The sequence below is a fragment of the Streptomyces sp. NPDC006739 genome (assembly GCF_042869815.1).
Taxonomy (GTDB): domain Bacteria; phylum Actinomycetota; class Actinomycetes; order Streptomycetales; family Streptomycetaceae; genus Streptomyces.
Map to the genome: position 1 here is coordinate 506,449 of NZ_JBIAGM010000002.1, position 19,023 is coordinate 525,471.

General features: G+C 71.7%; 14 protein-coding genes. 6 read left to right on the forward strand and 8 right to left on the reverse strand.

The features are described 5' to 3' along the window. Nucleotides 1-12: 12 nt before the first annotated feature. Both ACFYMM_RS05705 and ACFYMM_RS05710 read right to left on the reverse strand, forming a co-directional pair. Nucleotides 13-3,018 (reverse strand): bifunctional [glutamine synthetase] adenylyltransferase/[glutamine synthetase]-adenylyl-L-tyrosine phosphorylase, encoded by a 3,006-nt coding sequence (locus ACFYMM_RS05705; protein ID WP_388384165.1) that lies wholly within the window; start codon nucleotides 3,016-3,018, stop codon nucleotides 13-15. 112 nt (nucleotides 3,019-3,130) lie between these two features. Beyond that, nucleotides 3,131-4,078: a DUF72 domain-containing protein gene (locus tag ACFYMM_RS05710; RefSeq protein WP_388384167.1), complete on the reverse strand. Its 948-nt coding sequence runs from the start codon at nucleotides 4,076-4,078 to the stop codon at nucleotides 3,131-3,133. A gap of 177 nt (nucleotides 4,079-4,255) precedes the next feature. On the opposite strand from ACFYMM_RS05710, the gene ACFYMM_RS05715 reads away from it, so the two are divergent. Genes ACFYMM_RS05715 through ACFYMM_RS05725 form a run of 3 tightly spaced genes read left to right on the forward strand, consistent with a single transcriptional unit; the run spans nucleotide 4,256 to nucleotide 7,459 of the window. Beyond that, nucleotides 4,256-5,128, forward strand: a complete 873-nt coding sequence (locus tag ACFYMM_RS05715; protein WP_388384512.1) for an alkaline phosphatase family protein — start codon at nucleotides 4,256-4,258, stop codon at nucleotides 5,126-5,128. Nucleotide 5,129: 1 nt separating this feature from the next. Continuing rightward, the gene (locus ACFYMM_RS05720) at nucleotides 5,130-6,443 is read left to right on the forward strand and encodes an MFS transporter (protein WP_388384169.1); all 1,314 of its coding nucleotides are present in this window, start codon (nucleotides 5,130-5,132) and stop codon (nucleotides 6,441-6,443) included. Next, a complete protein-coding gene (locus tag ACFYMM_RS05725; protein WP_388384171.1) occupies nucleotides 6,440-7,459 on the forward strand; it encodes a TolB family protein in 1,020 nt (339 codons plus the stop codon). The genes ACFYMM_RS05720 and ACFYMM_RS05725 overlap by 4 nt, the downstream gene beginning before the upstream one ends. Nucleotides 7,460-7,470: 11 nt before the next feature. On the opposite strand, the gene ACFYMM_RS05730 is transcribed toward ACFYMM_RS05725, so the two are convergent. The 4 genes from ACFYMM_RS05730 to ACFYMM_RS05745 all read right to left on the reverse strand — a co-directional run bounded on the left by ACFYMM_RS05730 (nucleotide 7,471) and on the right by ACFYMM_RS05745 (nucleotide 12,671). Continuing rightward, a complete protein-coding gene (locus ACFYMM_RS05730; RefSeq protein ID WP_388384173.1) occupies nucleotides 7,471-9,033 on the reverse strand; it encodes a protease pro-enzyme activation domain-containing protein in 1,563 nt (520 codons plus the stop codon). Nucleotides 9,034-9,228: 195 nt separating this feature from the next. Continuing rightward, nucleotides 9,229-11,166 (reverse strand): protease pro-enzyme activation domain-containing protein, encoded by a 1,938-nt coding sequence (locus ACFYMM_RS05735; protein ID WP_388384174.1) that lies wholly within the window; start codon nucleotides 11,164-11,166, stop codon nucleotides 9,229-9,231. Nucleotides 11,167-11,376: 210 nt separating this feature from the next. Then, nucleotides 11,377-12,000, reverse strand: coding sequence for a DUF305 domain-containing protein (locus tag ACFYMM_RS05740; RefSeq protein ID WP_388384176.1), 624 nt, complete (start codon nucleotides 11,998-12,000; stop codon nucleotides 11,377-11,379). Next, nucleotides 12,000-12,671, reverse strand: a complete 672-nt coding sequence (locus tag ACFYMM_RS05745) for a DUF3105 domain-containing protein (RefSeq protein WP_388384178.1) — start codon at nucleotides 12,669-12,671, stop codon at nucleotides 12,000-12,002. Before ACFYMM_RS05745 ends, ACFYMM_RS05740 begins: the two co-directional genes overlap by 1 nt. Nucleotides 12,672-12,817: 146 nt before the next feature. Here ACFYMM_RS05745 and ACFYMM_RS05750 point away from each other — a divergent pair, with 146 nt between their 5' ends. Continuing rightward, nucleotides 12,818-13,258, forward strand: coding sequence for an RrF2 family transcriptional regulator (locus ACFYMM_RS05750; RefSeq protein ID WP_388384180.1), 441 nt, complete (start codon nucleotides 12,818-12,820; stop codon nucleotides 13,256-13,258). A 66-nt stretch (nucleotides 13,259-13,324) separates the two neighbouring features. Here ACFYMM_RS05750 and ACFYMM_RS05755 read toward each other — a convergent pair whose 3' ends face one another. After that, complete coding sequence (locus ACFYMM_RS05755; protein WP_388384182.1) at nucleotides 13,325-14,521, reverse strand: globin domain-containing protein; 1,197 nt, start codon at nucleotides 14,519-14,521, stop codon at nucleotides 13,325-13,327. Between the two features lie 353 nt (nucleotides 14,522-14,874). Here ACFYMM_RS05755 and glnA point away from each other — a divergent pair, with 353 nt between their 5' ends. Together glnA and ACFYMM_RS05765 are read left to right on the forward strand one after the other, a co-directional pair. Beyond that, on the forward strand, nucleotides 14,875-16,236 hold the full coding sequence (gene glnA / locus ACFYMM_RS05760) for a type I glutamate--ammonia ligase (RefSeq protein ID WP_388384184.1): 1,362 nt from the start codon (nucleotides 14,875-14,877) through the stop codon (nucleotides 16,234-16,236). Between the two features lie 490 nt (nucleotides 16,237-16,726). Beyond that, entirely contained in the window at nucleotides 16,727-17,293 is a 567-nt protein-coding gene (locus ACFYMM_RS05765) for a Uma2 family endonuclease (RefSeq protein WP_388384186.1), read from the forward strand. A gap of 489 nt (nucleotides 17,294-17,782) precedes the next feature. Here the strand turns inward: ACFYMM_RS05765 and ACFYMM_RS05770 are convergent, their stop codons facing one another. Next, nucleotides 17,783-19,015 (reverse strand): MFS transporter, encoded by a 1,233-nt coding sequence (locus ACFYMM_RS05770; RefSeq protein ID WP_388384188.1) that lies wholly within the window; start codon nucleotides 19,013-19,015, stop codon nucleotides 17,783-17,785. Nucleotides 19,016-19,023 lie beyond the last annotated feature (8 nt).

Consider the following 19,023-nt stretch of genomic DNA (forward strand, 5'->3'; position numbering starts at 1 on the left):
GTCCGGCCGGCGTCAGCGGTCCGTGGTGCCGTAGAAGAGTTCGTCCACCACGGCGCGGGCCCGGCGGGTGGTGCGGCGGTAGGCGTCGAGCATGTCGCCCGCGTGGCCGTCGCCGTAGCCCAGGTAGCGGCCCACGGCGGCCAGCTCGCGGGGTTCGGTGGGGAACGTGTCGCCGGCCCGGCCGCGTACCAGCATCACGGCGTTGCGGACACGGGTGGCCAGCACCCAGGCCTCGTCGAGGATGGCGGCGTCGGCGGCGTCGATGAGGCCGGCCAGGCGGGCGGCGTCGAGGGCCTCGCGGGTGCGGGTGGTGCGCAAGCCCGGGTGGTCGCAGCCGTGGCGCAGCTGCAGCAGCTGTACGGTCCACTCGACGTCGGAGAGGCCGCCGGGGCCGAGCTTGGTGTGGAGTTTGGGGTCGGCGCCGCGCGGGAGGCGTTCGGACTCCATCCGGGCCTTGAGGCGGCGGATCTCCCGGGTGCCGTCCTCGGCGAGACCGCCGGCCGGGTAGCGCAGCGGGTCGATCAGGCCGATGAAGCGGCGGGCGAGGTCCTCGTCACCGGCGACCGGTTCGGCCCGCAGGAGGGCCTGGGACTCCCAGACCAGGGACCAGCGGCGGTAGTAGGCCTCGTACGACTTCAGGGTGCGCACCAGCGGGCCGGACTTGCCCTCCGGGCGCAGCCCGGCGTCGATCAGGAGGGGCGGGTCGGCGCTGGGCAGCTGGAGCAGGCGGCGCATCTCGGCGACGACCTTGTTGGCGGCCTCGGCGGCCTCCCGTTCGTCGACGCCGTCGCGGGGTTCGTGGACGAACAGGACGTCGGCGTCGGAGCCGTAGCCCAGTTCGTGGCCGCCGAACCGGCCCATGCCGATGATCGCGAACCGGGTGGGCAGGGTGTCGCCCCAGCTGTCGCGGACCACCGCGCGCAGGGTGCCGGAGAGGGTGGCCGCCGTGAGGTCGGAGACGGCGGCGCCGACCCGGTCCACGAGGGCGCCCTGGTCGGCCTCGGCCGGGTTGGACTCGGTGCCGTAGGAGTCGACGATGTCGGCGGCGGCCGTGCGGAACAGCTCGCGGCGGCGCACGCCCCGGGCGGCGGTGACGCCCTGCGCGGCGTTCTGGGCGCGGCCGACGGCGGCGAGTATCTCCTGCTCCAGGGGGGCACGGCCGCGCGGCTCAAGTCCGCCGCCGTCGCCGTCGCCGAGCAGGGCGACCGCCTCGGGGGCGCGCATCAGCAGGTCGGGGGCGAGGCGGCCGGCCGACAGGACGCGGGCGAGGTTCTCGGCGGCGGCCCCCTCGTCCCGCAGCAGGCGCAGGTACCAGGGGGTCTTGCCGAGCGCGTCGGAGACCTTGCGGAAGTTGAGCAGGCCCGCGTCGGGGTCGGCCGAGTCGGCGAACCAGCCGAGCAGGACGGGCAGGAGGGTGCGCTGGATGGCGGCCTTGCGGGTGACGCCGGAGGCGAGTGCCTCCAGGTGGCGCAGGGCGGAGGCCGGGTCGGCGTAGCCGAGGGCGACCAGCCGTTCCCGGGCGGCCTCCGGGCTCAGTCTGGCCTCGCCGGGTGCGAGTTGGGCGACGGCGTCGAGCAGCGGCCGGTAGAAGAGCTTCTCGTGCAGCCGGCGTACGACACCGGTGTGCCGTTTCCACTCACGGGTCAGCTCGGCGACCGGGTCGGCGCGCAGGCCCAGTGAGCGGCCGAGGCGGCGCAGGTCGGCCTCGTCCTCGGGGACGAGGTGGGTGCGGCGCAGCCGGTAGAGCTGGATGCGGTGCTCCATGGTGCGCAGGAAGCGGTAGGCGTCGTCGAGCTGGACGGCGTCGGCGCGGCCGACGTAGCCGCCGGCGGCCAGTGCCTGGAGGGCGTCCAGGGTGGTGCCGCTGCGCAGTGCGGCGTCGGCGCGGCCGTGCACCAGCTGCAGCAGCTGGACGGCGAACTCGACGTCCCTGAGTCCGCCCGGGCCGAGCTTGAGTTCGCGTTCGATCTCGGCGGCGGGGATGTTCTCCACCACCCGGCGGCGCATCTTCTGCACGTCGGCGACGAAGTTCTCGCGTTCGGCCGCCTTCCAGACGAGCGGTTCGAGCGCGTCGAGGTAGGCCTCGCCCAGTTCGGCGTCGCCGGCCACCGGGCGGGCCTTGAGCAGGGCCTGGAACTCCCAGGTCTTGGCCCAGCGCTGGTAGTAGGCGAGGTGGCTGCTGAGGGTGCGTACCAGGGGGCCGTTGCGGCCCTCGGGGCGCAGGTTGGCGTCCACCGGCCAGATGGAGCCCTCGACGGTGGTCTCGGAGCAGATCCGCATCATGTGCGAGGCCAGCTTGGTGGCGGACCGGATCGCCTTGCCCTCGTCGGCGCCTTCGGCGGCCTCGCCGACGAAGATGACGTCGACGTCGGAGACGTAGTTCAGCTCGTGTCCGCCGCACTTTCCCATGGCGATGACCGCGAGCCGGCACACGGCGGCGTCGCCGGGAGCGGCGGTCCGCGCTATGGCCAGGGCGGCGCGCAGGGTGGCGGTGGCGAGGTCGGCCAGTTCGGCGGCGGTCTCGGCGACGTCGGTGGTGCCGCACACGTCACGGGCGGCGATGGACAGCAGACAGCGGCGGTAGGCGACGCGCAGGGAGACGGGGTCGGTGGCCTCGGCGAGCCCGCGCTCGAACTCCTCCACCCCGGGATGCAGGTCCCGGGGCTCGTAGGTGACCAGGGCGTGCCAGTCGCGGGGGTGGCGGGCGAGGTGGTCGGCGAGGGCGGCGGAGGCGCCCAGGACGCCCAGCAGCCGGTCCCGCAGGGGCTTGGCGGCTATCACCGTGTCCAGCAGCTCGCGGCGGGCCGTGAGCCCCGGCTGGGCCTCCAGCAGCCGGACCAGGCCGTGCAGGGCGAGGTCGGGGTCGGCGGTGGCGCCGAGGGCCTCCAGGAGCACGGGGTCGTTGCGCACGGGCATCAGCTCGGCGCTGTCCAGGAGCCGCTCGGCGGCCGACGGGTCGGTGAATCCGTGCCGCAGCAGCCGGCTGAAGGTACTGCTCCTGCGCCCCGGCGCCGTCATCCCCGGCCTCCCTCGGATCAAGGTCGTGCTTGCCGAGAGCCTAACCTCAGAGCGGGAGCGCCGCGCCGGGGCGGACCCGGGTGAATCCGGAAGCCGGAGCCGCCGCGCGGGTTCACCAGGCGGGAAGCTGGTGGGGAAGCCGGTCGGGCGCCTCGGGGGACGTCTCGCGGGGCGTCTGCCGGGGCAGCGTTCGGGCCAGCAGTGCGCGCAGGGTCTCCGCCGCCCGGACCGCCGCGTCGGCGCAGCAGTTGTTGAAGAGAAGGTGCAGCCGGTCGGTGCGGTCGGCCAGTTCGCGGATCCGGGGCAGCCACTCGGTCAGCTCCCGCTCGGTGTAGGTGTGGCGGAAGCGGTCCTCCTTGGAACCGGTCCCCCAGTGCGGGCTGCGGCCGTGGAAGCGGACGACGGCGAGCCGGGGTGTGGTGACCGGCGTGACGGGGGGCATGGAGGTGGGCAGCCCCTGTGCCGTGTCGACGGCCACCGCGGTGGCGTCCAGGTCGGTGAGCAGCGCCGTGGTGGACGGCTCACGGTCGGGGTGCCACCAGTCGGGGTGCCGGAACTCCACGGCGAGGGGCAGGCCGCCGGCCCGTTCGCGGGACCGGCGCAGGAACGCCTCGGCCCGGGGGCCGGGGGTGAAGGAGGGCGGGAACTGGAACAGCAGGGTGCCCAGCCGGCCGGATTCCGCGAGCGGCCGGATCGCCTGCGCGTACCGTGTCCACACCTCGTCGAGCAGACCGGGGTCGGTCCCGGTCCCGGTGCCGGAGGAGCGGCCGTACGCCCCGCGTAAGTCGGCGGGCAGCGCCGCGGTGCGGGTCGGATGGCCGGTGAGCAGGGAGAACGCCTTGACGTCGAAGACGAAGCCGTCCGGCGTGCGCTCCGCCCACAGGTGGCTGGTGCGGGCGCTGGGCAGCGCGTAGTACGGGGAGTCCGCCTCGACCACGCGGAACCGCTCGGCGTAGTGCCGCAGCCGTCCCTCCGCGTCCCGTCGCCCCCGCGGGTACCACCCGCTCGCCACCAGCGCGCGGTCCGTCCACGAACACGTCCCCACCCGTATCTCGGCCATCCGGCGGGAGTACCCCGCGGACCACGGGTCAACAGTTCACCGGGTTTTCATCCGCCGGGTTGGCCGGCTTGACGCGCGGGGAATGTTGACGTGAGCATGCTCTGTCCGCACCGCCAGCCCCGTCCGTCCCCCACCCCGGAGGTTGATGTGTCCGGCAGTTCCGCGTCCGGCAGTTCCGTGTTCCGCCGTGCCCGTACCGTCGTGGCGTCCGCAACCGCGTTCACCGCGGCCGCCGTCGGCCTGTGGACGGGGCTGGGCGGTGAGTCCGCGCACGCGGCGGGCGCCGTACCGACCCCGGACCACGTGGTCGTCGTGATCCTCGAGAACCACGCCTACGGCCAGGTCATCGGCTCGTCCAGCGCCCCGTACATCAACTCGCTCAAGACCGGTGGCGCGAACCTCACCCAGTCGTACGCGATCACCCACCCGAGCCAGCCCAACTACTACGCCCTGTTCTCCGGCTCCACCCAGGGCGTCACCGACGACAGCTGTGTCACGCCGGGCTTCTCCTCGGCCGCCAACCTCGCCTCCGAGCAGCTGGCGGCGGGCCGCACCTGGGCCAGCTACAACGAGTCGCTGCCCAGCCAGGGCTCGACCACCTGCGGCAGTGGCAACTACGCGCAGAAGCACAACCCGTGGTTCGGGTTCGGCAACGTGCCCACGTCCAGCGCCAAGACGTTCGCGCAGTTCCCGACGGACTACTCGACGCTGCCCCAGCTGTCCTTCGTCACCCCCAACCTGTGCAGCGACATGCACGACTGCTCGGTCTCGACCGGCGACACCTGGCTGAAGAACAACCTGGGCGGGTACGCCACCTGGGCCAAGACCCACAACAGCCTGCTGGTGATCACCTTCGACGAGGACAACCGGCTCTCCGGCAACCGGATCCCGACGGTCCTGTACGGCCAGCCGGTGACCGCGGGCTCGTCCTCCTCCACCACCTACAACCACTACGACCTGCTGCGCACCCTGGAGGACACCCAGGGCCTGACCGCGCACGCGGGCAACGCGGCCTCCGCGCAGGACATCAGCGGCGTCTGGGCCTCCTGACGTGTACGTAGCGGACAGCCGCGCCGGCTCCCCCGGCGCGCCGGTGTCCGCGGACGGTGCCGTCCGGTCACGGACCGGGCGGCGCCGTGCCGCGCTCGCCCCCACGGTGCTCGCCCTCGGAACGGTCAGCCTGGTCACCGACGTGTCCTCCGAGATGGTCACGGCGGTGCTCCCGCTGTACCTGGTGACCGGCCTCGGCCTGTCCCCGCTCGGCTTCGGCCTCCTCGACGGCGTCTACAACGGCTTCTCGGCGGTCGTACGCCTGGTGGGAGGCCACCTGGCCGACCGGGGCGGCGGCCGGCACAAGTGGGTGGCGGGCCTCGGCTACGGCATCTCGGCCCTGTGCAAGCCATTGCTGCTCCTGGTCCACACCCTCACGCCGATCGGCCTGGTGCTGGCCGCCGACCGCACCGGCAAGGGCCTGCGCACCGCCCCGCGCGACGCCCTGATCTCCCTGTCCGCCACGCCCGAGTCCCGCGGCCGGGCCTTCGGTGTGCACCGCGCGATGGACACGGCGGGCGCGCTGCTCGGGCCGCTGGCCGCCTTCCTGATCCTGCGGGCCACGGTGGACGGCTACGACGCGGTGTTCACGGTGAGCTTCTGCGTGGCGGTGCTCGGAGTACTGGTCCTGGTGCTGTTCGTCCCCGGGGACCGCACCCCCGCGACGGCCGGGAAGCACCCCGGCGCTCCCCCCGCCCCGCGCCCCACCCTGCGCGCCGCCGTCGCCCTGCTCGGCCGCCGCGACCTGCGCCGCATCACCGTCTGCGCGCTGCTGCTGGGCCTGGCCACGGTCAGCGACTCCTTCGTGTACCTGCTGCTGCAGCGCAGACTGGGCGTCCCCGACCGCTGGTTCGCCCTGCTTCCCCTGGGCACGGCGGCGGCGTTCCTGCTGCTGGCGGTGCCGCTGGGCCGGCTGGCGGACCGGGTGGGCCGCCGGCAGGTCTTCCTGGCGGGCCACGGCGCGCTGCTCCTCGCGTACGCCCTGCTCCTGACGGCCTGGCACGGCCCGGCGCTGCCCTACGCCGTCCTGCTCCTGCACGGCACCTTCTACGCGGCCACCGACGGCGTCCTGATGGCGGCGGCCTCGGAGAGCGTGCCCGAGGCGCTGCGCTCCTCGGGCCTGGCACTGGTCCAGACGGGCCAGGCCCTGACCCGTTTCGCCTGCTCTCTGCTCTTCGGGGCGGCCTGGACGCTGTGGGGCGACCGGACCGCGCTGGCGGCCTCGACGGCGGCGCTGGCGGCGTGCGCGGCGTTCTCGCTGACGCTGGTCCCGAGGGGTACGGCATCAGCCACGGCACCGGAGGTGTCCGCATGACCGTACGCACCCGGATCCTCGTCCTGCTCTCGGCGGTCGCCGTGCTCGCGGCGGTGGGACTGGCCTCCGTGCTGCACGCCTCGGCACGGGCGGACCGCCGTGACCACACGCAGGCGGGCGGCCCGAAGGTCACGCCGGGCTCGGTGAACCTCACCCGGCCCGGTCTCATGGTGTTCCGCAACCTGGCGTGGGGCCCGCACCGCGACGAGCTGACCACGGTCCCCGCGAGCGACCCGTCCGGCCCGCGCACCGCCTCGGGCGTCAAGTGCCTGCGCTTCTACGCCGCCGCCGGCACCGGCGTATGCCTCCAGGCCGTCCACGGCCCGGTCTCCGACACCTACCGCGCGCTGATCCTGAACGCCCGGCTGAAGGAGACCGCCCACTACGACGTCCCCGGCATCCCCTCCCGCGCCCGGGTCTCCCCCACCGGACACTTCGCCGCGTGGACGGCGTTCGTGGGCGGCGACTCGTACGCGGGCACCGACTTCTCGACCCGTACGGCGATCGCGGACACCCGCACGGGGGCGCTGATCCCGTCCCTGGAGTCGTTCCGGATCGTCCAGGACGGCCACGTCCTGCGGGCGGCCGACGCGAACTTCTGGGGTGTGACGTTCGCCCCGGACGACCGCACGTTCTACGCGACGCTGGCCACCGAGGGCCGTACCCATCTGGTCCGCGGCGACCTGCGCGCCCGCACGGTCACCGTCGTGCACGCGAACGTCGAGTGCCCCTCGCTCTCCCCCGACGGCACCCGCGTCGCCTACAAGAAGCGCGTGGCGGGCCTCCCGAAGGACGCCCCGTGGCACCTGTACGTCCTCGATCTGCGCACGCTGCGCGAGACCCCGCTGGCGGAGACCCGGAGCGTGGACGACCAGGCGGTGTGGCGGGACGACCGCACCCTGGTCTACGCCCTGCCCGGGGACTACGGCGCCGACCTCTACCGGGTTCCGGCCGACGGCACGGGAGAGCCGCGGCGCGTCAGCACCGCGGCCGTCTCCCCGGCGTTCGTCGGCTGAGCCGGACGGACTCAGACCGTTTCGAGCGCCTTCAGCAACTCGGTCCCGAACGGCACGCCGAACCCGGTCACCGCGTCGTACCCGGACCGGACCTCGTAGCCCCGGCCCGGGAAGGGCGTCGAGCGGTTGTCATGACCGGAACTGATGTCCCGGCAGCCGTGCTGTCCGAGCGGTTTGCTGTTGGTGCCGGTGCCGTAGAGCAGCGGTGTGAGGAAGCGCTGCTGCTTGGCGGCGGGCAGCAGGGCGTTGATACGGGCGATGAGGGCGGCCCACAGCGGGGCGGAGGCGCTGGTGCCGCCGGAGGGCTGGGACTGCCCCGCGAACGTCAGGTCGTAGAAGGGCGGTCCCGCCAGGGCCGCGACGTCCGGTACCACCCGGCCGTCGATGGCGTTCTCGTTGAGGGAGGCGACCTGGACGTTCTGCCAGGCCGGCCGGTCGAAGACCCGGCTGACCCCGCCGCCGGTCGCTCCGCCGCCCCCTCTGCGGTCACCGGGCGTGGTCCACCAGGACGTCTCCTGTCCGCCCTTGAGGATCATGCTGCCGCCCACGCCGAGCACATGGGGGCTGGACGCCGGGAAGTCCGTGTGGCAGTCGTTGTCGTCCATCTGGTCGCCCGATCCGTCGTCCCCCGACGAGATGCAGACGGTGATCCCGAGGGCCGCCGCGCCCGCGAGGCGCTTGTCGATCTCCGTGAGTCCCAGCTGCGACCAGTCGGGGTGATCCTCGGCCAGACCGTAACTGACCGACACCGATACCGGCTTTTCGAGGATGATCGTGTCGAGCAGGTCGATCCAGCCCTTCTGGTCCCACTCGGCGAAGTAGACCGAGATGTCCGCCTCGGGGCACAGGCCGACGACGATCTGCACGTCCATCATCACCTCGCCCGCCACCTCGAAGGCCTGCCGCCGCTCCTGCGGCGGAAGCTGCCTGAGCTGCTGTGCGTCGCGCGGCGGGGTGTATCCCACGGGCACGATGCCGACGGCCGGCTGAGGCAGCCCGTGGTTGCGGCAGAAGGTCGCGGTGTCCTCGTCGAAGTAGCATCCGCCGAACTCGAGGATGCCGATCTTCTGACCCGCACCGGCACCCTCCGGGAACTGGTACTGCTCTTCGAGGTCCCGCGGGGTGAAGGATCCGTGGTTCCCGCTCCCGGGGAACACCCTGCGCCGGGCCACCCGACGCTTGTCCAGGCCGAACACGCCGGTGACGATCCCGTCGAGTTCGGCGGGGATGCTCAGCTCGCCCTCCCGCCCGCGGAACTCGCCCTGCCGCTCGCCGTGGTAGAGCTTCAGATCGGTCCGGAAGGCGCTGTTGGCGTCCTTCACCTTCCCTTCCATCTCGATGCTGCCGGCCTCCAGCCGCCGCTCGTCCTTCACCCTGAGCCCGTACCGCCCGAGGGCCTCCTTCACCTTCTCCGCGTCGGCGCGCCGCTGCTCGGGGTTCTCGTTCCGGCCGGCCCCGCGCAGGGAGACGGTGATCGAGATCGTTTCCTCGGGGTCGATGGCCTTGGCGATCTGCGCGGCCCTGGTCGGGTGCGGCCGCCTGCTTCCCTCGAGGAGGACGTGCTGCTGGGGCATGGTGGATCACTTTCTGCTGACGGGACGACAGTCAGCTGGATCCATATGCGGATCATCGCAAGATCACACGTTTTTCCGGACCGATCAGCAGGATGGATGCACTCCGTCGGAAGACGTGCGGAAGACATGAAGAGGGCGCGGGGTGGAAACCACCCCGCGCCCTCCTACCCGCGCGAACGGGTCACGTCGGCGACGTCAGTGACGGCGGTACGAGTCGACGTAGCCGTCCGCGGGCGAGCCCACGCCGGTCACGTCGTCGTAGCCCTTCACCGCGGACAGCGAGCTGTCCTTGCCGAGGCTGCGGACCGAGGTCAGCAGGCCGCCGGTGGCGTCGAGGCCGTTGGCGAAGTCGATCCGGGCGACCGCGAGGTCCTTGCCGGTCGGCTTGTCCACCACGTCGTGGTAGACCTTCGTGCCGTACTTGGCGTAGATCGCCGGGTTGGCGAAGCCGAGCGCCTTGCCGCCGTTCGCCTCCTCGGCCAGCGCCTGGATCGCGGCGATGGTCGGCGCGGCCAGCGAGGTGCCGCCGATGCGGTACTCGCTGTACTGCTGCGATCCGTCCGGGAAGGTCTGGGTCTGCCCGACCAGGAAGCCGGTGTTCGGGTCGGCGATCGCCGCGATGTCCGGGACCACGCGGTTGCCGTTGGCGCTGTTGGCCTTGGCGAGCGAGTCCGGGACGACACCCTTCTGGTAGAAGGGCTCCGCGACGGTCTTGCTGGTGCCGCCGCCCGCGCCCGAGGTGTAGGCGCCGGGGAAGTTGGTCCAGCTCTTGCCGTCCGCCGACAGGGCCGCCTTCTCGGTGCCCCAGCCGGTCTCCCACTGGTACTTGTCGCCCTTGCCGACGGCCAGCGACGTACCGCCGACCGCGGTCACCCAGGCCGAGTTGGCCGGGGTGTCGACCTGCTTCGTCTTCGTGTTGGCGACCTCGTCGCCGTTGTCACCCGAGGAGAAGTAGAAGCCGATGCCCTCGACCGCGCCGAACTGGAACACCTGGTCGTAGGCGGCGGCCAGGTCCGGCGTCTGGTTGGCCTCGACGTCGCCCCAGGAGTTGGAGACGATGTCGGCCAGGTGGTTGTCGACGACCTTGCTGAGCGAGTCGAGCAGATCGTCGTCGAAGCACGAGGCGGCGCCCACGTAGGTGACGTTGGCGTCCGGCGCGACCGCGTGCACGGCCTCGACGTCGAGGGTCTCCTCGCCGTACCAGCCGGCCGCCTTGCACTCGTCGATCCTGGTGTACGCGTCCGGCAGCGCCTGGCGCAGCTGGCTGGTCTTCCAGCCCGAGTCGCCGTTGTTCTTGGCGTAGGTGGCCGCGTCGAAGGCGATGGTCGGCGAGGCGTACGCGTCCGTGATGGCGACCCGGACGCCCTTGCCGGTGTACTTGCCCGCGCCGTAGGCCGAGCGCAGCTGCTTGCCGGTGTAGCCCTTGATGGCGTACGGGATCTTCGAGCCGTACGCGTCCGGCAGCGTGCTCGCGATCTTCGAGCCGAAGTACGAGGAGAACGGCCCGGAGTTCTTGAACACGGCGTCCGGCGGCGGCAGCGCGTCGTCGTGGTTCGCCTTGTGCGGGGCGTTGTCCAGGCCGGTGACGGTCAGGACCGCGCCGTGCAGGGCGTCCGGCACGGAGGCCGTCTTCGCCGGCGCGTGGTACGTCGCGGCGCCCTTGGCGAAGTCGTGCAGCTGGGTGCCGAACGCCTTCTCGGCGGCGGCCACGTCACCGGAGACGGCGACGTAGTGCTGGGTGACCTGGGTGACCTGCAGCCCGGCCGACTTCAGCCAGGACTTGACCGCGGACACCTGGGCCTTGGTGGCGCCGAAGCGGGCCTGGGACTGCTTGGCGCTGAGGTACTTGCCGTACGACGGCGAGGTCGGGTCGGACACCGCCTTGGCGTACGCCGCGAGGCCGGCCGCGTCGCGGCCCGCCAGGTAGACCCGGGCGTGGACCTGGGCGCTGTTGTTCGTGGCACCCTTGTCCGCCTTGGCCGTGGCCCAGGCGGGCTTGGTGCCCGCCAGCGCGGCCCGGCCCGGGTTGTCCGCGGCGTGCGCCGCGGGTATGCCGAGCGCCAGTGCGCCGGCGAGCATCGGCAGTGTCGCTGCCAGGCTCACGGCGCGCAGGTTGGCGCGATTGGATCTCATAGAACCCCCTGCGATGCGGTTCGCATGCATGTAGTGGTCGGTCGTCGCGGATCCGCCCGCCGGGCCCGCGGCGGTGTCGGCCCGGGAATGGATCACACGATGGGGGCCACTCTCTCGATGAACCGTTCATGCCAGGGGAACGCAAAAGTCAAGAGAACCCCAAGGAACCGTCATGCGGGGCGATTTGAGGCTTTCATTCTTTCGGGCGCATTAAGAACGCGCTTGCGCTCCACGCTCCTTGAGCATGTCCGCCATCAACTGGATCTCCGACTGCTGCGCGTCCACCATGCCCTGGGCGAGGTCCTTCTCCACCCCCACGGTGCACTTGGCGACGCACCCCTCGGCCATGTGGATACCGCCCTTGTGATGGGCCGTCATGAGCTGCAGGTAGAAGATCTCCGCCTGCTTGCCGTCGAGCGTGCCGAGCTTCTTCAGTTCGGTGTTGGTCGCCATGCCCGGCATCAGCGCGCCGTCCTTGCCGGAGGCCATGTCACCCATGCCCATCCAGGTCATCGGGGGCTCGGCCGACACCTTGGGCAGTCCCCACAGGTCCAGCCAGCCCAGCAGCATGCCGCGCTGGTTGGCCTGCGTCTGCGCGATGTCGTAGGCGAGCCGCCGCACTTCCTCGTTCTTGGTGCGGTCGCGCACGATGTAGGACATCTCGACGGCCTGCTGGTGATGGACCGCCATGTCCCGCGCGAACCCGGCGTCCGCGGACTCCGCGCCCGGCACCTTCGTCCCCGAACCGCCGTCCGAGGCGACCGCGTAGGTGACCGCCCCCGCCGCGACGAGCACCGCCGCCGCGGCTCCCGCGACCCAGCCGACGTGCCGCATCACTTCATCATCCCGCCCGTGCAGGAGGCGCCCGGCTCCGGCGTCTGCTTGCCCTGCACATAGGCGGAGAAGAACTTGTTCACCTCCGGGTCGGAGGCGCTCTTCACGGTGACCTGGTGGCCCCAGGCCGACAGGATCAGCGGCGCCGACTGGTTCTCGTACGGACTCATCAGCGAGTACGGCGTCTGCTTCACCTTCGCCGCGAGCGCGTCCACGTCCGCCTTCGTGGCCTTCGCGGTGTACGTCACCCAGACCGCGCCGTGCTCCAGCGCGTGCACGGCGTTCTCGTCGTGCACGGGCGAGGTGTAGACGTCGCCGTTGCAGTTCAGCCACACCGGGTTGTGGTTGCCGCCCACCGGCGGGTGCATCGGGTACGTCACGCTCGTGGTGACGTGGGTCCGGGACAGCTTGCCGGTCCAGGTCCGCACCCCGTCCTGGCCGGTGACGAAGTGCCCGGAGTCCCCGGAGGTCTTCCCGTCGCTCGCCGCGTCCTTCTTGCCCGAGTGCGAGTTCACCAGGACGACCCCGCCGACGACGAGCCCGGCGACGACCACCACGCTCGCACCGATGGTGAGCAGCCGGCCGCGCCGCTCACGGGCCTGCTCGGCGCGCCGCATCTCCTCTATTCGCGCCTTGCGCGCGGCGGTGCTGCTGTTCTTGGCGGAACCCATGGGCGGTGTCCTTCTGGGGGAAAGGTGCGGGACGGACGGGGCCCGCTGATCGTAATGGGGCGGGGGTCTCCTGCCGTAGGGAGGGCGTGGGAATGAGCCGCAAACGATAAGTTGAATGCCGGATGCGCATTACCTACGCTGCCCGTATGCGGCTGTTGCGCTCCACCGACCTGGCTCTGCGGGTTCTCATGCGGCTCGCCGTCGCGGGCGGGTCCAGCCCGACGACCCGGGAGGTCGCGGGCGTCATGGACGTGCCGTACACGCACGCCGCGAAGGTCGTCGCCGAGCTGCGGCACATGGGTCTGGTCGACGCCCGGCGCGGGCGGGGCGGCGGGCTCGCGCTCAGCGAGCGGGGGCGTACGGCCTCGGTGGGCGCCGTGGTGCGCGCCTTCGAGGGCGAGGGCGACGTCGTGGACTGCGAGGGGCCCACACCCTGTCCGCTGAACTCGGCGTGCCGGCTGCGCGGTGCGCTGCGGCGGGCCCAGGAGGCGTTCTTCGCCGCGCTGGACCCGCTCACGGTGGCGGACATGATCGCGGATCCGACGGGTCCGCTGCTGCTGGAGCTCTCCGCCCCCGGAAGCCGTTAGCGCGGGCTCTCCAGCTCTTCAGCACTTCGGCTGTTCGGCTTTTCGCCTCTTCAGCTCGTCAGCTCTTCAGCTCTTCGCGAGCCACAGGTCCGGCCCGAAGACCTCGTAGTGGATGTCGGCCGGGGCCACGCCCCTCTCGATCAGCTGGGTACGCACCGTCCGCATGAAGGGGAGCGGTCCGCACAGGTACGCGCGCGTGCCGGGCGCGACCGGTACGGCCGTGAGGTCGACGAGCCCGCGGTGGGCGCCGGCCGGCACGTCCCGCTCGTACCAGAACCAGGTGGTGGCGTCCGCCAGCTTGCCGGCGTAGGCCTCGTGGTCGTCGAGCAGGGCGTGGTCGGCGGGGGAACGGTCGCCGTGCACGACGGTGACCGGGGCGCCGTGGCCGTCCTCGGCGAGCTGGGCCAGCATGGCGATCATCGGGGTGACGCCGATGCCGGCGGAGGCCAGCAGGAGGGGGGTGGTGTCGTCGACGTCCAGGACGAGGTCGCCGTACGGCTCGGACAGCTCCAGGAGGTCGCCCTCGCGCACGCGCGCGTGCAGATGGTTGGAGACCTCGCCGTCGGGGCCCGCGTCGCCACCCCGCACCCGCTTCACGCTGAACTGCCGTATCCCCGAACCGGGGGCTCCGGAGAGGCTGTACTGCCGTATCTGCCGGGCGCCGTCGGCCAGTTCGACGCGTACGGAGACGTACTGCCCCGCGCGGAAGCCGGCCACCGGCCCGCCGTCGGCCGGGCGCAGCCGGAAGGAGGCGACGTCGGCGGTCTCGGTGACCCGCTCGACGACCTCCCACAGCCGCCGCTCACGGCTGCCGCTCTCCTCGTACAGCCGCTTCTCGACGGCGACGAGGGCGTTGGCCATCAGCCAGTAGACCTCGTCCCAGGCGGCGGCGACCTCGGGCGTGACCGCCGCGCCGAGGACGGCGGCGATGGCGGCGATGGCGGCGAAGAGGTGCTCGTGGACGACGGCGTACTGCTCGGGGGTGACCCCGAGCGAGGCGTGCTTGTGGGCGATGCGCGCCAGCATGGCGTCCGGGCGCTGGTCGGGGTGGTCCACCAGGTGGGTGGCGAAGGCGGCGATGGAGCCGGCCAGGGCCTGGCGCTGGGTGCCGGCGGCCTGGTTGCCCCGGTTGAACACGTCGCGCAGCAGTGCGGGGTGGGCGGCGAACAGGCCGGCGTAGAAGCGCTCGGTGATCTCGCCGATGGCCGCGCCGACGGCGGGGAGGGTGGCGCGGACGGTGGCTGCGGACTGCTCGGAGAGCATCGGACTCCTCCTGACTCGACGGGTCGGTCCGGGCCGGACCGGCGCCGGTCAGCACGCTATTTAAACTTGCATCTGAGATGCAAATTAAATGGACGTGGTGTCGCTCACGCGGGAGACGGACCGGCCATTACGGATGCCGCTCCGAGCAGGCAAGATGGGCGACAGGGCAGTACAGCTGCCGGACGCGGGCGCAGTACACCTGCCGGACACGAGCCGTTCAGGCCGATGACGGCCGGACGATCAAGGTCCGCAACGCGCACGAAATGGTGTTGTGGTGGGATGCTCAGGTGCCCGACCGCCTCCGGTGGTATCGGAGACAGGCGGCCTGACCAGCAAGGATGGGGAAGCGGAAGATGGACAAGCAGCAGGAGTTCGTGCTCCGGACCTTGGAGGAGCGTGACATCCGGTTCGTACGCCTGTGGTTCACGGACGTGCTGGGCTTCCTCAAGTCCGTCGCCGTGGCCCCGGCCGAGCTGGAACAGGCCTTCGACGAGGGCATCGGCTTCGACGGTTCGGCCATCGAGGGCTTCGCCCGGGTCTACGAGTCCGACATGATCGCGAAGCCGGACCCCTCCACCTTCCAGGTGCTGCCGTGGCGCGCGGAGGCCCCCGGCACCGCCCGCATGTTCTGCGACATCCTCATGCCGGACGGCTCCCCGTCCTTCGCGGACCCGCGCTACGTGCTCAAGCGCGCCCTGGCCCGCACCTCCGACCTGGGCTTCACCTTCTACACCCACCCCGAGATCGAGTTCTTCCTGCTGAAGGACCGCCCGCTGGACGGCTCCCGGCCGACCCCGGCGGACAACTCGGGCTACTTCGACCACACCCCGCAGAACATCGGCATGGACTTCCGCCGGCAGGCGATCACCATGCTGGAGTCGATGGGCATCTCGGTCGAGTTCTCCCACCACGAGGGCGCGCCGGGCCAGCAGGAGATCGACCTGCGCTACGCCGACGCGCTGTCCACGGCGGACAACATCATGACGTTCCGCCTGGTCATGAAGCAGGTGGCGCTGGAGCAGGGGGTGCAGGCGACCTTCATGCCGAAGCCCTTCTCCGAGCACCCCGGCTCGGGCATGCACACGCACCTCTCCCTGTTCGAGGGCGACCGCAACGCGTTCTACGAGTCCGGCGCCGAGTTCCAGCTCTCCAAGGTCGGCCGGTCCTTCATCGCGGGCCTGCTGAGGCACGCGGCGGAGATCTCCGCGGTCACCAACCAGTGGGTGAACTCCTACAAGCGCATCTGGGGCGGCACGGAGCGCACGGCGGGCGCCGGCGGCGAGGCCCCGTCCTACATCTGCTGGGGCCACAACAACCGCTCGGCGCTGGTCCGGGTCCCGATGTACAAGCCCGGCAAGACGGGTTCCGCGCGTGTGGAGGTCCGCTCCATCGACTCCGGCGCCAACCCGTACCTGGCCTACGCCCTGCTGCTGGCCGCCGGCCTGAAGGGCATCGAGGAGGGCTACGAGCTGCCCCCCGGCGCCGAGGACGACGTCTGGGCCCTGTCCGACGCCGAACGCCGCGCGATGGGCATCGAGCCCCTGCCGCAGAACCTGGGCGAGGCCCTGACCCTGATGGAACGCAGCGACCTGGTCGCCGAGACCCTGGGCGAACACGTCTTCGACTTCTTCCTGCGCAACAAGAGGCAGGAGTGGGAGGAGTACCGCTCGGAGGTCACCGCGTTCGAGCTGCGGAAGAACCTGCCGGTGCTGTAAGGGCTGGTCGGGGCGGGTGTCCCGGTGACTCGACACCGAAGGGCCGACGGCCGTCGGCCCTTCGGTGCCCCAAGCGGTCCTGGGCCGTCCGTGGGCCGCCGGACACTGCGGGCGCCAGTGGGATCGCCGGGCAGATGGACGCTGCTTCTACTGGGCCGGTGCAGGTAGGTGCAGGTTGCGCTCGTCGGTCACCTCGCTGCCAGGGACACAGCGCGTTACCGCTTTGACCTGGGGATTCTCCACCTGGGGACGCACTCTGGTCGGCCCTCGGACTCGTCACCCCGGACCGTTCGCGAGCGGACGGGGGATCTCCCGAAACCCCCTCCGACGGATCGGCATCATCCGGGCACGGGTGCCTCCGGATATGCGGCGTCCCTCGGTCCCACCAGCAGATCACGGCCCACGAGCGAGATCAACGTCCCGTACGGGGCAGACAGTACGCTGAACCGGGCGGGACAGAGCCCGCAGCACAGCGTCCAGGAGGTGCTTCATGACGGCCGAGATGGTGGCCCCCGCATGGATGCATGAGCAGATCACGGCGGAGGAGTACGAGTCCTGGTCCGAGGAGCAGTGCGCCGGTATCGAGATCGTGGACGGGATGGTCGTCGTGAGTCCGAGTGCCTCCAAGCGGCACAGCCGGCTGGCCCGGATTCTGACGAATGCCCTGGATGCCGCCGCGGGCCCGGAGTGGAACGCCGACACGGACTTCGACGTCCGGCTTCAGGACGTCCCGCTCACCAATCGCCGCCCGGATGTCGTCGTGTACCGCGCAGACACGATCGACATCACCCCCACCCGCCCTGAGCACGTGCTGCTGGTCGCGGAGGTGGTGTCACCAGGATCGGAGACCACCGACCGGATCGTGAAGGTCGACCAGTACGCCAAGGCAGGCATCGGCTTCTACTGGCGGGTCGAGCAGGCCGCGACAGGCGTTCCGCTCGTGTACACCTACGTTCTCGACCCCGCGACGAAGACCTACCGGGACGGAGACGTGTTCACCGGCGTCCTCAAGGTTGTGGCCCCTTTCCCGGTGGAGATCGACCTCGGCCAGGTCTGACCACGCGCCGCTTGGCAGTCGACGGCGCCTGAGCGATACGTGAGCGGACGGCCTGGTACGGCGCGGCACGAGCCGGATCCAGGTAGCTCACCGTGCGCTTCCGAGCAGGGGAAACAGCACCGCGCGGCAGCGCCGGGCATCCCCTGGCAGGGATTCGGTCCCACCCCTGAAGCGGGTGTCGCAGAGTCGGATCCCACCGGGGGCACCAGCCAGCCAGGAGGCCCCGGACCAATCATGGTCCGGGGCCTTTGACGTCTACTTCTGGCATCAACGGGGGCGGTCAGACGCGACAGAGGCGCCGTTTTCGCAGGAGCCGAACCATGTCGGCTCATGGCCTCGGGCTGGAAGAACCTGCCGGGGCTGTCAGTCCGTTGACTCTGCGAGCGGGGCCGACGGTCGCGGGCCGTCGGCCCCGTCGGGTCGCGGACGCGCCGGGCAGCGAGCGGCAGGCTCGACGCCAGGTGGCCGGCGAGCAGCCGCAGGCACTGATCAGCGGTGCAGCGCTCCGGGCTGGTCCGGGACGTGGGAGGCGATCACTCGGCCGGGGGAAGCCGGTTCGGTCGGCCGGACGGCCTGGCGTCGGCGGTCCACGCCGGAGGCCACCGAGGCCACCACGAGGCCCAGCGCCGCGAGTGCCGCGCCCGCGAGGGCCGGTGACGTGGCGCCGAGGCCCGCCGACAGGGCCAGTCCGCCGATCCAGGCTCCGCCCGCGTTCGCCAGGTTGAAGGCCGCCTGGTTGGCCGAGGAGGCCAGGGAGGGGGCCGCCGAGGCCTTCTCCATGACCATCAGCTGGAGGGGCGAGCCGGTGATGAAGGCGGCCATGCCGAGCAGGGCCACCGCCACGGCAGCCGTCCACTGCGCCCGCATCAGGAGCGGGAAGAGCAGGAGGACCGCCGCCAGCGAGGCCAGGCCACCGAAGAGGGTGCCCCGCAGGGAGTGGTCGGCCAGGCGGCCGCCGAGCAGGTTGCCGGCCGTGGCGCCGACACCGAACAGGGCCAGCAGCAGCGTCACGCTTCCCTCCGCGAACCCGGCGGAGCCGGTCAGCATCGGAGTGACGTAGCTGTACGCCGCGAAGAGCGCCCCGAAGCCCGCCACCGTCGTGGCGAGGGCCAGCCAGACCGGCAGGGAGCGCAGCGCGGTCAGTTCGCCGCGCAGGCCGGTGGCGGGGGCGTGCGTGTGGTCGTGCGGGATCAGCGCGGCCAGGGAGGCGATCGCCGCCAGGCCGATCGCGCTCACGCCGAGGAAGGTGGCGCGCCAGCCGAGGTGCTGGCCCATCAGGGTGGCGACGGGGACGCCGGCGATGTTCGCGACCGTCAGGCCCAGGAACATCAGGGACACCGAGCGGGCCTTGCGCTCCGGGGTGACCATCGTCGTGGCGACCACGGCGCCGACGCCGAAGAAGGCGCCGTGCGGCAGGCCGCTGAGGAAGCGGGCGGCCAGGAGGGAGTCGTAGCCGGGGGCCAGCGCGGAGAGCGCGTTGCCGGCCACGAACAGGGCCATCAGGGCGATCAGGACCGTGCGGCGGGACATCCGCGCGGTGAGGGCGGCCAGCAGCGGGGCGCCGATCACGACGCCCAGCGCGTACGCCGAGACCAGGTGTCCGGCGGTGGGGATCGAGACGTGCAGGTCGTCCGCGACGTCGGGCAGCAGGCCCATCATCACGAATTCGGTGGTGCCTATGCCAAAAGCGCCGACGGCCAGTGCGAGCAGGGCCAGGGGCATGGAAGTGC

Coding starts and splice junctions, on each gene's coding strand:
- ACFYMM_RS05705 (WP_388384165.1), bottom strand. CDS start 3,018: ATGACGGCGCCGGGGCGCAGGAGCAGTACCTTCAGCCGGCTGCTGCGG.
- ACFYMM_RS05710 (WP_388384167.1), bottom strand. CDS start 4,078: ATGGCCGAGATACGGGTGGGGACGTGTTCGTGGACGGACCGCGCGCTG.
- ACFYMM_RS05725 (WP_388384171.1), top strand. CDS start 6,440: ATGACCGTACGCACCCGGATCCTCGTCCTGCTCTCGGCGGTCGCCGTG.
- ACFYMM_RS05730 (WP_388384173.1), bottom strand. CDS start 9,033: ATGCCCCAGCAGCACGTCCTCCTCGAGGGAAGCAGGCGGCCGCACCCG.
- ACFYMM_RS05735 (WP_388384174.1), bottom strand. CDS start 11,166: ATGAGATCCAATCGCGCCAACCTGCGCGCCGTGAGCCTGGCAGCGACA.
- ACFYMM_RS05740 (WP_388384176.1), bottom strand. CDS start 12,000: ATGCGGCACGTCGGCTGGGTCGCGGGAGCCGCGGCGGCGGTGCTCGTC.
- ACFYMM_RS05745 (WP_388384178.1), bottom strand. CDS start 12,671: ATGGGTTCCGCCAAGAACAGCAGCACCGCCGCGCGCAAGGCGCGAATA.
- ACFYMM_RS05750 (WP_388384180.1), top strand. CDS start 12,818: ATGCGGCTGTTGCGCTCCACCGACCTGGCTCTGCGGGTTCTCATGCGG.
- ACFYMM_RS05755 (WP_388384182.1), bottom strand. CDS start 14,521: ATGCTCTCCGAGCAGTCCGCAGCCACCGTCCGCGCCACCCTCCCCGCC.
- glnA (WP_388384184.1), top strand. CDS start 14,875: ATGGACAAGCAGCAGGAGTTCGTGCTCCGGACCTTGGAGGAGCGTGAC.
- ACFYMM_RS05765 (WP_388384186.1), top strand. CDS start 16,727: ATGACGGCCGAGATGGTGGCCCCCGCATGGATGCATGAGCAGATCACG.
- ACFYMM_RS05770 (WP_388384188.1), bottom strand. CDS start 19,015: ATGCCCCTGGCCCTGCTCGCACTGGCCGTCGGCGCTTTTGGCATAGGC.